The organism is Coleofasciculus sp. A1-SPW-01, assembly GCF_040217205.1.
In the GTDB taxonomy this organism is placed as follows: domain Bacteria; phylum Cyanobacteriota; class Cyanobacteriia; order Cyanobacteriales; family Coleofasciculaceae; genus Coleofasciculus; species Coleofasciculus chthonoplastes_A.
The window spans coordinates 70,624-86,501 of sequence record NZ_JAVJNP010000109.1; the positions used below are offsets into that span (position 1 = coordinate 70,624).

The 15,878-nt window shown below is 46.1% G+C and carries 11 protein-coding genes; 4 read left to right on the forward strand and 7 right to left on the reverse strand.

What is annotated here, in order from left to right; genetic code table 11:
- Positions 1–360: 360 nt before the first annotated feature.
- From RH949_RS16620 to RH949_RS16635, 4 genes are all read right to left on the reverse strand, one after another.
- A complete protein-coding gene (locus RH949_RS16620) occupies positions 361–1,596 on the reverse strand; it encodes a transporter substrate-binding domain-containing protein (protein ID WP_446354627.1) in 1,236 nt (411 codons plus the stop codon).
- 102 nt (positions 1,597–1,698) lie between these two features.
- Positions 1,699–2,127 carry a pentapeptide repeat-containing protein gene (locus RH949_RS16625; protein WP_446354629.1) on the reverse strand — a complete coding sequence of 143 codons (429 nt, stop codon included), beginning with the start codon at positions 2,125–2,127 and terminating at the stop codon, positions 1,699–1,701.
- A gap of 293 nt (positions 2,128–2,420) precedes the next feature.
- The gene (locus tag RH949_RS16630; protein WP_006098423.1) at positions 2,421–3,065 is read right to left on the reverse strand and encodes a DedA family protein; all 645 of its coding nucleotides are present in this window, start codon (positions 3,063–3,065) and stop codon (positions 2,421–2,423) included.
- A gap of 243 nt (positions 3,066–3,308) precedes the next feature.
- A complete protein-coding gene (locus RH949_RS16635; protein WP_006098751.1) occupies positions 3,309–3,557 on the reverse strand; it encodes a Ycf34 family protein in 249 nt (82 codons plus the stop codon).
- 126 nt (positions 3,558–3,683) lie between these two features.
- Here RH949_RS16635 and RH949_RS16640 point away from each other — a divergent pair, with 126 nt between their 5' ends.
- Positions 3,684–4,925 (forward strand): CCA tRNA nucleotidyltransferase, encoded by a 1,242-nt coding sequence (locus RH949_RS16640; RefSeq protein WP_446354632.1) that lies wholly within the window; start codon positions 3,684–3,686, stop codon positions 4,923–4,925.
- A gap of 476 nt (positions 4,926–5,401) precedes the next feature.
- Here RH949_RS16640 and RH949_RS16645 read toward each other — a convergent pair whose 3' ends face one another.
- Positions 5,402–6,259 (reverse strand): hypothetical protein, encoded by an 858-nt coding sequence (locus RH949_RS16645; protein WP_446354634.1) that lies wholly within the window; start codon positions 6,257–6,259, stop codon positions 5,402–5,404.
- A 380-nt stretch (positions 6,260–6,639) separates the two neighbouring features.
- Positions 6,640–7,716, reverse strand: a complete 1,077-nt coding sequence (locus RH949_RS16650) for an NAD(P)/FAD-dependent oxidoreductase (protein WP_446354636.1) — start codon at positions 7,714–7,716, stop codon at positions 6,640–6,642.
- A gap of 82 nt (positions 7,717–7,798) precedes the next feature.
- Here RH949_RS16650 and RH949_RS16655 point away from each other — a divergent pair, with 82 nt between their 5' ends.
- Together RH949_RS16655 and RH949_RS16660 are read left to right on the forward strand one after the other, a co-directional pair.
- Positions 7,799–8,641 (forward strand): YaaW family protein, encoded by an 843-nt coding sequence (locus RH949_RS16655; RefSeq protein ID WP_006098602.1) that lies wholly within the window; start codon positions 7,799–7,801, stop codon positions 8,639–8,641.
- Positions 8,642–8,876: 235 nt separating this feature from the next.
- Positions 8,877–9,026, forward strand: a complete 150-nt coding sequence (locus tag RH949_RS16660; RefSeq protein ID WP_157453004.1) for a hypothetical protein — start codon at positions 8,877–8,879, stop codon at positions 9,024–9,026.
- A gap of 214 nt (positions 9,027–9,240) precedes the next feature.
- Here RH949_RS16660 and RH949_RS16665 read toward each other — a convergent pair whose 3' ends face one another.
- On the reverse strand, positions 9,241–14,808 hold the full coding sequence (locus RH949_RS16665) for a PAS domain S-box protein (protein ID WP_446354639.1): 5,568 nt from the start codon (positions 14,806–14,808) through the stop codon (positions 9,241–9,243).
- A 371-nt stretch (positions 14,809–15,179) separates the two neighbouring features.
- Here RH949_RS16665 and RH949_RS16670 point away from each other — a divergent pair, with 371 nt between their 5' ends.
- Positions 15,180–15,617 (forward strand): hypothetical protein, encoded by a 438-nt coding sequence (locus RH949_RS16670; protein WP_006098536.1) that lies wholly within the window; start codon positions 15,180–15,182, stop codon positions 15,615–15,617.
- Positions 15,618–15,878: the final 261 nt, after the last annotated feature.

A 15,878-nucleotide genomic window follows, 5' to 3' on the forward strand; every position in this document is an offset into this window, starting at 1 on the left:
TCACCCAATCTCCCCCTCACCCAATCTCCCCCAAACTCCTTTTCACTCTATCTTTACGGATTTCTCACGCACTCTTCACACACAGGCTACTGAAACCAGTCGTCGCCTCTGTAAAAAGGAACATACCCAAATAAATTGATAGTCTTTCTCAACAAACTTTGATTAGCTTAAGACTATTTCCCTGAGGGGCATTGGGTAAATTGAATTGAGAAAATGCGAATGAGTTATCAAGAAATCCGCTGGTGGACAATCGCTGTTTTAGAGATTGCGATACTGGTGAGTTCGCCGTTCTTAATCCGTATATTTTATCACTTGCCGTAATCTGGAATAACAATACCCCATTGAATTTCAGCTCTGAAACTACTGTGTGGACATACCAAACCACTCTTGGTACAACCCTTGGTATGTCCCATCTTCCATCAACTTTAATAATGTCAAATTAATTGCTTCCCGCCAGATGCTCCCTTCGGGTAGTGCAATCCCATAATTTTGTTGTTGAAATGTCGGCTCAATCAACTTAACCTTGCCTTGCCCTTCAGATGTCGCATAATTCTGTAGAGCAGGTGCATCATAAACCACAGCATCCACTCGTTCATCCTCTAAAGCTTGATAAGCCTCTGGCAGGGTTTTAAACAAAATAGATGCCACTCGATTATCCTGTAGATACTCTTGAGCCGCACTTTTTTCCACTGTCGCTACTCGCACATGATGCAAATCCGCAGGCGTTGCGATCGCGCCGCGCAATCCTTGCAATGTGAAGCTAGTGGTAATACTGGCGGTGAAGTAGGCAAAGATAAAATAGCCTGCACACATCCAAAATAAAGCAAATAACCGTCCTAATGCCTTTTTTGGGGTTTTATCTCCATAACCCACGGTTGTCACTGTTACCGCCGCCCACCAGAAGGATTCCCAGATACCGGGTAGGTAAGATTTGGGAAACTCCTCGTTATGCTGGCGTTCCACGAACCAAATCAGATGAGCCGCGATCAATAAACAGAGGACAAAAAATCCTATTGCATAATAAAGGGCTGGTGTCAATAAAATGCTCAAAGTTCCTTGGAAAAGAGTACCGAGGAGGCTACGGTTCTGAGCAGATACCATAATTTGCAACCCGGATTCAAAATAGGGGTAGGAAAAATCAATGGTTTCTTCCCGTTCAGACGTAATCGTCACACCCGCGATCGCGACATCAGCCATCTCCTGTTCTATTTCCTCTAAGAGTTGACCAATGGTATCCACGCCCTGTAATTGGTAGCTTACCCCCATTTGTTCGGCAAGCTTGTCCCACAGTTCGATACTAAATCCGCTATAGTTGCCATTGTCATAGATTACAAATGGCTCAAAAACCTTCGTAATCACCCGTAAGGTTGAGGATGAGGACGTGTCGTTCAACGGTAGAGTCGGATCACTATTATTTCGCGATCGCTCTCTTGTGGAGTTTGCCAAAGACACAACAGCGCCCCTATCCCCGTTGGCTAGTACCATCCTCACCGTTCCTGAGGGATGCAGTTGACTCGTGCTAGGAAACGAAAAGACTAGCCAAACAACTAGCGCCGTGAGACAACTCAAAACCCAGTAACCAACCGTTTTAATCATGGTTGAGATTGGGGAACAGGTAAGTTAAGCAACAAGACAACGAATTTTAGATTTTAGCATTTGAATTCACTAAAATCTAAAATCTATTGTTCAACCGAGCCGTTAGCTTACCAGCTTTATCCCTCTTACATTAGCGTCCATTAAATAGACTTTACTCAACTTTGCCCCTCTCAAATCAGCACCTCTGAGGTTAACTCGGCTCAATTTGACCCCCCTCAAATCAGTACCTCTTAAATCAGCATCCGTTAAATCGGCACCCTTAAGGTCTGCATTTCTCAAATCTGCGCCCCTGAGGTCAGCACCGATTAAATCAGCCGCTAGCAATTCAGCACCCCTGAGTTGGGCGCGGGTCAATTTCGTGTAGCTGAGGTTGGCTAAGCTGAGGTCAGCACCATTGAGATTAGCGCCCCGTAGGTCTGCTTCACTTAAATCAGCGCCACTCAGGTCAGTCCTTTCGAGGATAGCACCCCGCAGGTTAGCCGCCGTTAGATCCTTGCCACTGAGGTCTTTTCCACTTAGATTGATCTTCACAGGCTTTTCCATGGTTTTGTTATACAGTCTTGTCTTTAATTGTTATTCATCCCTAGGGATATATTTCATCAGCCATCTGTCGCAAATGGCTTCAGTAAAATTGCTGAATATTTTAAATCTAGGGGAATTGAGTGGCTAAAGAGGAGAGATTTTTAATTAATGAAATCTTAAGGATAAGTAAACCCGCTTAAGCGCCAAACTCAGCTCTTGCACTCCTTCTAAGAGTTTAGACGGATTAATAATTTTTTCTAATCACATCAATAAGGAGAGAGTTGGCAGCTTAACGGTAATCGTCACTCTGATGGTTGATCGCTAATTGATACATCTTTGATTTTACGGGACTCCAACCACATAGAAACTCCTATCCAAGCAATCACCAACAGTAGTGCCACGATGCCAAATTTCGCCATCCAAGAGACTAAAGTTTCTAGGGGAATAATCCGTCCCACAAAGAAGGATAAACTGACCATAACGGATGCCCACACAGCAGCCCCCGCTAGGTTACACAAGAAAAATTGAGAGTAGGGCATTTCTGCAATTCCTGCCATCGGTCCAGCAAAGATGCGTAGGAGTGCCACAAATCGCCCAAAAAACACCGCTCTAGCGGCATTTTCACTAAACTGCCGTTTGACTTCTACAAGTTGGGGTTCTGGAATGCGAAAGAAACCTCCTAATCGCAATAAGAATGACCAACCGCCTATTTTGCCAATCCAATATCCACAATTATCACCCAGGACAGCTCCAGTAATGGCACTTGCCAGCACAAACCAATAATTGAGTTCACCACTTCCGGCTAAGAAACCACCTACCAGAGTAATGGTTTCGCCAGGGAGGGGAACTCCAGTATTTTCCAAAGCAATCCCAGAGAAAATAACCCAATAGCCGTACTGATGTGCCAGTTCCTGGATTGTCTCCAGTGATAACAGCTCAAAAGACATCCAGTAAACCCTTTACAAAAACTTATCACCTATCACATTTTCACGTATTTTGGCAAATTGTGTCAACTCGAACGAGGTGTTGCTTATTGCAAGAAAGCCTAGCGCGTAGCGCTATATCGGTTGAGACAAGGTAGGGGATTGGGTGTAGTGGCATGATACAGTAGGGGCGCAAAGCCTTGCGCCCGATTTAACCGTAAAATTGATTCCACTATGTCAAACGCGAAGTTGTTTTGATACAACTACTTAAGTTGGCACCAACTCACCTGGACGCAGTTTTGCCCATTTGCCCATTTCTTCCTTAAAGCTGTTACATCCCACGACATCCCATTCCATCTCGACAAAATCCGCTTGAGGACGGATGTTGACATTGATGGTTGGTTCAATGGGCTCAAAATCTGGCGTTTCCGTCAGATGGGGTTGCTGATGCTGGGTTTCCACCGCATTATAGGTGGTGCATCGGTCTACATAGTGGCAGTTAACGCAAATACACATTGCCCAAACTCCAAGTCCTTTTTGTTAGCCTAACTTAGACCAGCCCTAGATTGACCACTATTTCGATGGATTTTTTGATTTGTCCGATGTCATTCGTCCTTTGTCCCCCAGTATTCGTTACTCACGATGAATTCTGACTTATCGGTTCTGTCTCCTGAAAGGTTTCCCTTCAGTCTAGAGTGGCTACCGCCTCAAGCCTGCTTAGTCGGTGGGGCGGTACGAGATGCGTTGCTGAGACGACAGGCTGACTATTTGGATTTGGACTTTGTGGTTCCCCATGAAGCGGTGAAAGTCGCCCGCAAGCTGGCAAGTCATTACAACGCTGGGTTTGTGGTGCTAGATGAAGCGCGACAGATTGCCAGAGTTGTTTTTGATACCGCTACCGTTGATATTGCTCAACAGGAAGGGGAAACCCTAGAGACTGACTTGTATCGACGTGATTTTACCATTAATGCGATCGCGTATAATCCCCAGACCCAGCAAATTATTGATCCGTTGCAGGGTGTAGCCGATTGTCATGCAGGTATAATCCGCATGGTATCCCCAGCGAATCTCCAGGATGATCCCTTACGATTACTGCGGGCTTATCGCCAAGCCGCTCAACTGGGTTTTACGATAGAATCCACGACTCAATCCACAATTCGCCAATTGGCTCCCTTACTGGCAAACATAGCAGCCGAACGAGTACAAGTTGAATTAAACTACCTGCTGCAATCGCCGCAAGGAACACCTTGGCTTACCGCTGCTTGGCAGGATCAATTACTTCACCATTGGTTTCCGGATACGAAGGCTGATAACTTCACCCAAATCGCTGCAACGGATAACGCCGCGAGTGTACTGGCTCAAACATGGCAGACATTAGCCAGCCAACTGAAAACCCCAGTCAGTGGCAAATCCTTATCGTGGTTAAGTTTAGCAAAATTGACGAACGTATTACCCTCTGAGGTTGAACCAGCACAAGCCAAACTTTTACAGTTAAAATACAGCCGCGCCGAAATTCGGGCTGTGTTGATTATGATTCAATACTTACCCCAACTTTTATCTCATGTCACCTCACCCATGAGCTTAAGAGAGCAGTATTTTTTCTTTCAAGCTGTCGGGTCAGTTTTCCCCGCTTTAGCGGTTCTAGCTGTTGCAGAAGGGGTATCGGTTGAGTCAATCGCTCCCTTAATCAATCGTTATTTAAACCCAGAGGATCAAGTATCTCATCCGACTCCATTGGTAACGGGTCATGATTTGATCCAACAGTTAAAGTTACCACCGAGTCCTCAAATTGGCGAGTTACTCACAGAGATTCAAATTGCCAGGATTGAAGGCAAAGTTTCGACTCGTGACGAGGCGTTAGCTTTTGCCAAACAGTTGATATAGCACCACGAGGTACGGAAAGGACATCAGTTAATCCCAACAGGGAATGGGGAACAGTAGAAAATGTCCTAACCTGCCTTGGTAATGCTATATAACAACGCTCAAATTGTGGGATGGATTTTACTATTAAATCGGGCGCACGTCGGTCATTGGTGTCAACTTAAGGTAGAAAACCAATGCTGGCAAGGTTTTAAACTGTGTCTATCTACTTCTCAACATTTCCCCCTCATCCCCTAACCCCTTCTCCCGACCCCCCTCGTTCCCCCCTACAAGAGGGGGGATGACAGAGGATACTTCGTTTTTGTTGCACGGGAGAAGGGGGATCGGATGCTCTTGCTCCCCTCTCCCCGGCGTGGGAGAGGGGCTGGGGGTGAGGGGTTGAGCTTAAATTGACACGGGCGCACGTCGGTGCGCCCCTACAGTGTTTGGATATAAGCGTTATCCACACATTAGTTGTGCTACGCCATTTCCCTTTTTTCCTAACTGACTAACTTTAAACCATGATGCCGTTTGCTATCTTCCTCAACCGTATTTTGAACAGTATACTGATTTGACTGTAGCGCCTGTCGCATGGAGACAATCTGTGCCATCATTTGTTCAAGTTGATGGTCTATTCTCTCAACTTCTGAGGTTGTTGGCGATGACGGTTGTGCATCTTGGGGTGGGGTATTACCGAAGACTGCTTGAGCTGATGCTAAGGATGCTGCGAGTGCTTGCATCGAGTTCACTTGAGCGGAAGTAATCGGTTGCTCACTCATAACCTGCGGTTCCACTGGCGGCGGCGTTTCAATCACATCTACTGGTGCTGAATTCGCTGGAGACGATATCTGTTCCTCTAATGCAGTTTGCAACGATACTTCTTCTATCTCTGGAGTGTCTTGCTCCATCGCGTTTACGGGTGCAGGTGTCTGAGTGTCTTGATTTACTGTGGTACTGGTTAATTCTGTCGCCTGTTTATCCAACCAGTTTTGTAGCCCAGACGCATCTAACTGAGATTGTGAGCTTCTGATGTTATCCAGCAGTTTTTGCTTTTCGTCTAATGTCTGGGTTAATTGGGCAAGTTTTTGTTCAACAACAGCCGATTTCCGATTTGACTGTTGCCACCCCATCATGGCTACACTTGTGAGTCCCACACCTGCGCTCAGTAAGCCCGCTACCCCTAGATACTGAGGGGCAAAGTCTTTCAATTCGCCAAAAAAAAGCGGCTCTTCTTGAACTTGAACCGTCACAGGTTTGGAACCGAATAGATTGAGGGGTAGAGTCAAGGTTGCAAATACGGCTGCTGAAAGTGCTACGGGTGTAAGAATGAATTTGATGGCAGTTGCACTGGTTGTCATTGGTAGTTCCCTCTAAAAGTTACCTGCGTTTGTGGTGATACCTAAGGTGTATCAGCCGTTTTCAACAGTTTTGCAGATTACCCCTGTTTATGAATTAACGGCTCTAACCCCGAAAGGAGTATGAAGTTGTAGCGCACCTGATCTTCAAGAGCAATTCATTGGAGCCGTTTAAAGTTCATCGGATAGATGAAGGCTTTATGTACTTGAGTTGAGTTTGCTCTCTCTTTTACTTAATTTAATATAATTTTCGTCAATTGTATATAAAGCTTTTATGAAGAATTTATTCAGGGTATAAATACCCAATGAATTTATTTTCACAGAGAAAAAATTTCATCATGTTTTTTTCGGAAACCCGCCCTGACGTCACTGGGCAGGTTTAGTCATATCTGGGTGCAGCAAGAAAGGATAGTAATCAAACCCGCCCCGACAAAACTTATGACTTGATCGGGTAAGGAAAGTTGCCGCAAGTGTTGATTTATCTTAACGGCGGCGGCTAATCCAGACTTGATCGCACTTTCAATTAAATTATTCCCACACCAATCGCCACAACACACAAGGGGTAAGGGTGTAGTTGTCACCAGACAATCTTTATCGGCGGGAGTTCTGGGAAAGGCATAGCGCCAGCGATGGATTTGGAACCAATCCGGAGTCTTGAGCCAAGGAACGAGGATTTGAGCCGCGTGAGTGAGTAACTGTTGACCCGCTTCCTGTAAATCGGCAGCTTCTAGATAATGTTGAGCAAACTCAGCCGTACTATGAAACACACATATTAATGAAGTCGAATCAGACCGTTTGCTGCTATCTACACCAATCCAAGCTAAATTATCATCGGGTGAACAGTTGATCGAGCCTGATGTTAATGGCGGTTGCTGGGGGCTGGAATAACCCGCCATGACACTCAAACAGGGGTTAAAGTCTACTGTCTGTAGACTCTCTAAGAAATTAGAGGGGAACTCTTTTTCTAGGGGTTCCAGCACTGTTAATGCTTGGGGGGCGGGAATCGCCATAACCACGGCGGCGGCGGTTAAGTTGTTGTCAGTTTCCTCAGGTGTATGATAGGTAATCTGCCAGGTTTGTTCAGGAGTAGGCGCGATCGCACAGACGCGGCAGGAGAAGCGGATATCTAAATCCTGAGCCAAATATTTGGCAATAGCTGTCATACCTGTGGGGGCGACATACCGAGGAGATGGACATTCAGCCTGATCTTGATTATCCATCCAACGATGAAGAATGCCGCGATCGCACAATGTCTCAATTAGCTGCTGGGATAACTTGCCCTTCGCCTCTAGAAACGGCACACCATGATCAACTGGGGTTCCCTGAATCCGCCGAGTTGCCACTCGCCCACCAACACCACGAGACTTTTCTAAGACAACGACTCGATACCCAGCTTGGTACAATTGTTGAGCGCAGATCAGTCCTGCCATACCTGCACCGATAATCGCAATATCAAACACGACAAAATCTCCTGTCCGGTTGATGCTAAGTATACAGGTAGAATAGAGAACAGTAGTGGCTTAGGGGTTGGAGGGAATACCATTGGATGAACTCAGAAGCGCCTTAGAACTGGCAACGGAAGACGAATTACAACAACTGACACAAATTTTGTTCCGTCGTCAGTTTAATCCCCTAGACTATCTGCAAACCCCTGAACCCATCGACGTTCAAAGTCAAGATCGGCAGGTGTGGTTGGATACTCTAGAGCAACGGTTTCGCTTTTTAGCCGCCGATGGGATGACTGTGCTTAAGGGACGCACGAATGATTTCACTTACCGACAAGCGCTGATTCAGGTTTGCCGTTACCTGAAGATTCCTTATTCTAAAAAACTATCCACCACGGATCTGGAAGCAGAAATATTTCTTAACCTGATGAGTCGCGCCTGGAAAAAATTACCCCCAGCCGAACAAAAATCGCTTACTGTGCGGGTACAGCGCTCATTAGCCCAGTCGAATCAATCCCAACCGTTACCGGCACATATTCAGCACAATCCGATGGATTTGTTGATTAAGGGGGGTTCGGCGTTAGCGGTGTCTTCGATTGTCAAGCCAATTATTCTTAAACAGGTAGCGCGTCAGTTTGCCATCCATTTTGCCCGGTATCAAGTGGCAAAACAAGCAGCGGTTCAGGGAGGTGCAGCAGCAGCGACTCAGTTTCAGAATTACCTAGTGCTGCAAACCGCGAAGCGGGGAATGGCTGCGAATGCAGCACGTTATGGGGCAACTCGCACTTTATTTGCTTTCGTTGGACCAGTATTGTGGGGCTATTTCTTCGCCGACTTAGGCTGGCGTGCGATCGCGACAAATTACGGTCGGATTATCCCCACTATATTAGCATTAGCCCAAATTCGCTTACTGCGGAGCGAGTGTTGGGAACCGGTGTAGCCTCGTTGTCCGATTAATGCCAATAGTTTTAGGGGAGTTGAGGGGTTAGCCGTTCGTAGTTGCGCTTCAGCGCGATCGCACAATCTTTTTCTTAGTATACCAATAGTAATAATCCTACCTGGGACTAAGTTGGGACTAAGTTGGGACAAAGTGGTTAACAAATGGGTTGGGATTGGGATTAAACCTGGGATTCGGGGGTGTTTGATGGAAGAGTAAACCATTCAACCCGATTGTGATGAATAGGAAGCATTCTGAACTTTTGCTAAAAACCTTGGAAGTGAGTACATTTGTCGTTACTCTGTACACCTATTCGGCTTTTGTGGGAATTGCGGCGGCGGGTTTAGCGATTTATTGTTTACTTCAGCAAGCGCGGGAGGAGGGGTAGTATTGTGTTTGTTCGTAGTAGATGAACCTTAGCATTAGATTTTGTTGGGTTTCCTTGCGTCAACCCAACCTACAATGCTTAATCTCAATCAAAGTCCCCCTTTTGAAGGGGGATTTGGGGGGATCAAAAGTTAAATGGTGCGTTACTTCGCTAACGCACCCTACGGTTTGATAATGTAGGATGGAACATTTCAGGATTCATCGTTTATATAAGCTTATCCGGTGAGTAAGGCATTGATAATCGTTGCTAGTTTCTTCAAATTCACAGGTTTAGTCATATAATAGGATACACCTGCGGCTAAACATTTTTCGCGATCGCCTGACATGGCTAGGGCGGTTATGGCAATAATTGGAATGGTGGCGGTGCGGGGATTGGCGCGAATTTGTTGGGTGGCGCTTAACCCATCAAGTTCTGGCATCTGAATATCCATTAAAATCAAATCAGGCTTGCGCCGTTGGCTGAGTTGTACGGCTTCTTTGCCATCTTTTGCCATGATCATTTCATAGCCGATTCCCTGTAAGTAATCGGATAAGGTTTGGGTGTTGGCTTCGTTGTCTTCCGCCAATAAAATTAAAGGAGTTGTTCGCAGTAACGTTGTATCTTCAATGTCTGATACACTACACCCTAGCGTCGCCTTTTCTGCGGGGTAACTGATGGAATGATTCACTGGATGAGAACGCCAAGGTAGTCTCACGGTAAAACAACTCCCTTTTCCGATTTCACTTTCTACAGTTACCCATCCCCCATGTAATTCCACAATTCGCCTTACTAATGCTAATCCTAACCCCGTTCCCTGATGACGCCGGGATAAACTACTATCAATTTGGACGAAAGACTGAAACAGTTTCTCCCGATGTTCTTTAGCAATTCCAATTCCCGTATCACTGACACTGATATAAAGCATCTCATTGGGGGAAGTGTTGAATGTTAACCCTTCCTCCCCCTCAAGGGTATGGTTGGTAGGGGCGGGTTTAGGGATTTTCTTTTGGCTACTGATAGTAACGTTTGAACAAAACCCGCCCTGACTAAATGTAGCGTTTACCTCCTTGTCTTCCTCATCTCCCCCATCTTGCTTACGAATTTCCACCGTCACCTGTCCCCCTTCTGGGGTAAACTTCACCGCGTTACTTAATAAGTTAATTAAGACTTGCTGTAAGCGTCGTTCATCACCCAGAATTGTCCCTAATCCTGCTGCAATATTTCCCGACAACGTAATGTTTTTATCTAACGCTAGGGGTTTAATCAAGGATAAACTCGCATCACACAGTTGGCTAATCCTAACGGCTGTCAGGTTTAACTCCAACTTCCCGGATTCAATCTTGGCTAAATCCAGAATATCGTTAATTAACTCCAGTAAATGTCTACCACTTTTTTCAATCGTGGCGAGAGACTTGCGCTGCTTTTCGGTAATCTCTCCATAGACTTCTTCCTGTAAGCTTTCCGATAACCCTAGAATCGCATTCAGTGGCGTTCGCAATTCATGACTCATATTTGCCAGAAACTCGTCTTTTAACCGAGTGGCGTGGGCGAGTTCCGCATTGGTTGTGGCTAAGATATCATTATTGTGGCGCAATTGCTCGTATAATTGAGACTGTTTAATCGCGATCGCGAGTTGGGTGGCTAGGGAGACGAGTAACTCTATTTCCCAGGTTTGCCACTCTCGCGGATGGGAACATTGATGGACAATGAGTAATCCCCAGAGGATATCCTGTTGCACAATTGGGACAACCAGTTTTGCCCGGATTGCGTACTCCCGCATGAAGTCTACCATACAAGGTAAAACATCTTCGCGATCGCGATCGGCTAACGTATACACTTTTCCCTGAACATAATTCTGATAACAGGTTGGCGGAAAGGTTTCCGCCGGAAAGATACTATTCAATAACTGGGGAAATCCTGAGGCTACCCCTTCCGCAATTACCCGTCCCCGATTATCTTCAAAAAGCTGATACACTAATACTCGGTCAGCCATCAGTAATTGTTGGATTTCTTCAACCGTCGTTGTCAAAATTGTCTCCAAGTCTAGGGATTGACGAATGCGTCGAGACATCGCACTGATTAATCGTTCTCGTTCCACCTGTTGGCGTAGGGTTTCTTCTACCTGTTTGCGCGATGTAATATCTGACGCTGTACCTAGAAGTTGTTTCGGTTTCCCCTCAGATGTGCGCGTAAAAATTGTATCCCAACTATATAACCAACGCCATTGACCATCCGCATGGCGCATCCGATACTCACATTCAATAATATCACCATCTTTTGCCGTATCAAAGCGTTGATGCTGGCGTAAAACTTGAGCTAAATCATCGGGATGCATTAGGGATTCAAACAGTTTGGATTCCATCTGCTGAATCTGTTCCGGGCTATAACCCAGCACTTGAGCAACGGAACGGTTAATATAGATATTACGTTGTTCGGCGATATCATAAATATATAACACATTCGGATTCGTATCCGCAATTCGTTGGATAAATCGCTGACTCTCTTGCAACGCTAGTTCTGCTTTTTTGCGATCGCTAATATCCCGAAAATAGACCGATAACCCGTCTTCCGAGGGATAGACTCGCACTTCATACCAGGTATTGTTCGACGCATACAACTCCTCAAATGCCATCGGTTTTTGTTCTCTGGCTGCTTGGCGATAGATGGTTTCAAATTGGGTGCCAATGGCGTCGGGAAATTCATCCCAGATACATCTGCCAATCATATCCGATACGGGACGATTAATTAAGGGGGCTAAGAGGGAGTTGAAGTGGGTAAACCGCCAATCCTGATCCAGGGCAAAAAAGCCTTCGGTAATACTTTCTAATATATTATTAATCTTGCGATGGGAATCTTGTAGGGCTAATTCTGTTTGCTGGCGTTCCTTAATTTCTCGGTGCAGGTGTTCCACTGTCTGTTCTAACGCCGTTGTTCGTTCTTGCACTCGCTTTTCTAAGGCTTCATTTAAGTGTTTCAGCGATTCTTCTGCTTGTTTGCGATCGCTAATATCTCGATAGGCGCTTAAAAACAAGAGTTGATTGTCTTGGTGAATAATCGAATGGGAGACAAGCAGAGTTTTCTGGACGCCGTTTTTATCACAAAATGTTGTTTCAAAGGTGCGGAGTTTGCGCTTCTTACTGGGACTTTTTTGCCATTGCTTCACCTGCTGATAAAGAAGTGGATCAGGATACAGTTTCGCCATGAAATTCTCACAACGATTTGCCTCTTGGCGGGTATAGCCCGTAATTTGCTGCATTTGATGATTAAAGATACGGAATTTCCCCTGACTATTACTTAGGGTAATTCCTTCGCCCACGGTATCAATCACCGTAGACAATTGTCCCGCCATGGATTGAATCGCTTGTTCGGCTTTTTTGCGTTCGGTAATATCTGTAACCGTGGTTACCCGCAAACAGCGTTCCCCTTGTTGCATGATCGGTCCAGTGGTAACCTGAATATCAATAAATTTACCATCATGACGCCGTACTTGCCATTCACCGGAATGATGGGGGTCAAGGAATTCGGTTAAGGATCGTCCTAATAAATAATCACGGGGATAAGCAAACAGTTGACAGAAGGCGGGATTAACCCGTACCAGTCGCCATTGTTCATCAGTAATACATAAGCCTACCGGGGCAGATTCATAGAATAACTCTAAGAGTTTCTCACTGGTTTGGGCGTGTTCCTGTGCTTGTACCCGATGGGAAATATCCAACCATGCGCCAATAATTTCTTGGGGAATCCCTTGGTCATTGCGAATCAGTTTCCAATCATCTTGTAGCCAAAGATACTCTCCATTTTTCTGTTTAAACCGATATTCTTGAATCGAATAGCCTTGCTGAAACAGTTGAGCAAATCCGGTGAGAACGGTGGGTAAGTCTTGGGGATGAATGTGATTTAACCAAAAATCTGGTTGTTCCAGGATTTCGCCGGGGGTATAGCCAATCAGGGCGGTAATATTATCACTAATAAATGTGGTTTGATAAGGCGGAATAAACTGGCGACTGTAAATAGCCGTGGGACTCGCCGAGAGTAAATAATGCAGTCGTTCTTGCGTCGCCTTTGCCAATTGTTCTGCCTTTTGCCGTTCCGCCAGTTCCGTTTGGAGTTGGGAAAAAGCATTTGCCTGTTGAATCGCGATCGCGATTTGCACACTGAGTTGTTCTAATAAGTCCAATTCCTGAGGTTCCCATGGGCGAGGGGCGGCACAATGATGAGCGACTAATAAGCCCCAAAGTTGTTCGTTAATAATAATGGGAACGGTGAGAATGGCTTTGACTTGAAACTGTTCCAGGAGTTCTAAATGGCAAGGAGTTAACCCTTGATGATAAATATTATGTGCCACCTGACGCCGCCCATTCAGATAGTCAGCGCCTTTGGTTTCTTGGAAGTAAGCATCGCGAACTTGGGAACCGAGAACCGAGGGAAAGTCACCCACCGATTCCGCCACAATCTCTCCACTCCAATCCTCTGCAAACTGATAAACCAAGACGCGATCGCAATGGAGTAACTGGCGCACTTCTTTAACCGTGGCTTGGAAGATATCCGGGAGTTTCAGGAAGCAGCGAATCCGTTGGGCGATCGAGCGTAAAATATGTTCCCGTTCCGCCTGTTTTTGTAATTGGTGGGTGCGGGATTGGACTAATTCTTCCAGTTGAGTATTGCGACTTTCTAATAAGTCAATTTTTTCCGCTTCTAACTGACCGATGACTTGCTGGAGTTGGTCAATCACACCATACATTTCCATCGGATCAAGAACTTGCAGCAACCGCGTTTGGGTAACAATTCCCAGCAATTCCCCTGTGTCACCCGTAACGACTAATCGCCGCACATAACGACGCTGCATTTCTTGATGGGCGTGCCAAAGATTATCCTGGGTACGCAGGTAAAATAGAGGTTGACTCATCACATCCTTTGCCTGTAATCCACTCAGATTGACACCTAATACTTGAAACTGGACAATATCCCGTTCGGTGATAATTCCTACAGGTTTTTGTTGATTTCCAGCCGGAAACTCTTGACATATATTACTTTTCACAGGATCTAAAAACCCTCTCTCCAAACCTCTCTCCTGCAAGGAGAGATGCTGTGAATTCTCCCCCCTCGCCGGGGGGAATGAGGGGGGTTGGGGGGTTAGATCTAATGTCGATTTTTCTAAATGGCGTGAACAGTCAGCTTGACATATAACCACACAACTGACCCGATGTCGTGCCATTAACTGCGCTAGTTTCAGAACTGAGGTATCCACGGTGGCTTGAATCACCGTCCTATTCATCACCTCATCCACGGTTCGTAGTTTCAGCAAATGAGAGGGTTCAATCACCGAACGCAGGGTGTAAAGGGTAATTAAACCCAGTAATTGTTCCTGATCATCCACCACAGGCAGATGACGAATCTGGTATTGTTTAAGAATACCTAGAACGCTAAAAACATCTCGAAACTCGCTCGATTTGAGGCGATAATCTGGGGGACTCATCACCTGACGAATACTCACCCCCGCCAAATTGCGCCCTTGTGCAGTTAAGCGCACCACATCCCGTTCAGTAAAGATACCCACAAGCTGGGTTCCCTGAGTAACTAAAACACAGCTAGTGGAAGGAGACAGTAAGGGGTTCTGCGGGGATTCTGGCGTCTTTTCTCCCTCCTGGGAACAGGAACATCCCTGCACCTGACTCATTCGCGCCAAAACCTCAACCACGGGTGTATCCAGCGTCACCGTAACCGGAGTGCGATCGAGGATATCGTCAAGTTGGGGAGAGTGGAAGCACCAAGGTTGATTCGGGAGATGAGGAGAGGATGCCATAAGGATGCTAAACTGATCAGCGATAAGGGATTAAGTCATGAAGTCGAATGGGGATCGTCTAGGTGACTATTGGGGGATAGTGGTATACTATCCCCTCCCTTTTCAGCATACAGTTTCGAGCATTGTTCGTAGTTGCGCTTTAGATCGCACTCATGAATGTCTCAGGCTACAATCGATACCAGATCCTGATCTCCCTATAAGCTGTCACGCATTTAAATTGGGAATGGGTAGCGAGCAAGATGCAAAGCCTGCGGCATGGCTTCGCTAAACGCACTACAAGGATTTCGCAATTCTTAACATTATGGTTTAAATGCCGAACAGCTTAGTGCCAGACTTCCGGTTGCGTTCCTGATTGAACCTGTGTGGATACGATGAATACTCAACTCACCCCCTCCCAACTGAATTCCTATCAAGCAATTTTACCCAATGATGATCCCGCCCAGGACGCGATCGCAGTTCTCAAAGACCATAATGGAGATATTGAGGCATCGTTTGAGGAACTGTATTTTCAGCAACATGGTCCAATCCCCGATTTTCCCGACAAATCCCTGTGGGAAGTGACGCTGAACCAGTTACGTCAGGAATTGTGTGGCGATGATAGCTTTCGCACTAAGGTACAGGAGTATAGCAAGAATCCGGGAAGTACACCCTTGCTGACGGGATTAATTGTGTATTTGGTGGGATTAGCTGGCTTACCCCTTGATCCTGCGATCGCCACTGTGGTGGTATTGTATATTCTCAAGATTGGGTTAAATATTTTCTGTCAATATACAGAACCCTCCGATTCCAAATCCTTACCAGGTGAGTAGGGGCGCACCGATGTGCATCCGTGTCAACTTAAGGTAGAAAACCAATGCTGGCAAGGTTTTAAACCGTGTCTATCTACTCCTCAACATTTTCCCCCTCATCCCCTAACCCCAACTCCGGACCCCCCTCGTTCCCCCCTACCCCCCTCGTTCCCCCCTACAAGAGGGGGGAGGACAGAGGATGCTTCGCTTTTTTGGCAGGGGGGAGGACAGAGGATGCTTCGCTTTTTTGGCAGGGGGGAGGACAGAGGATGCTTCGCTTTT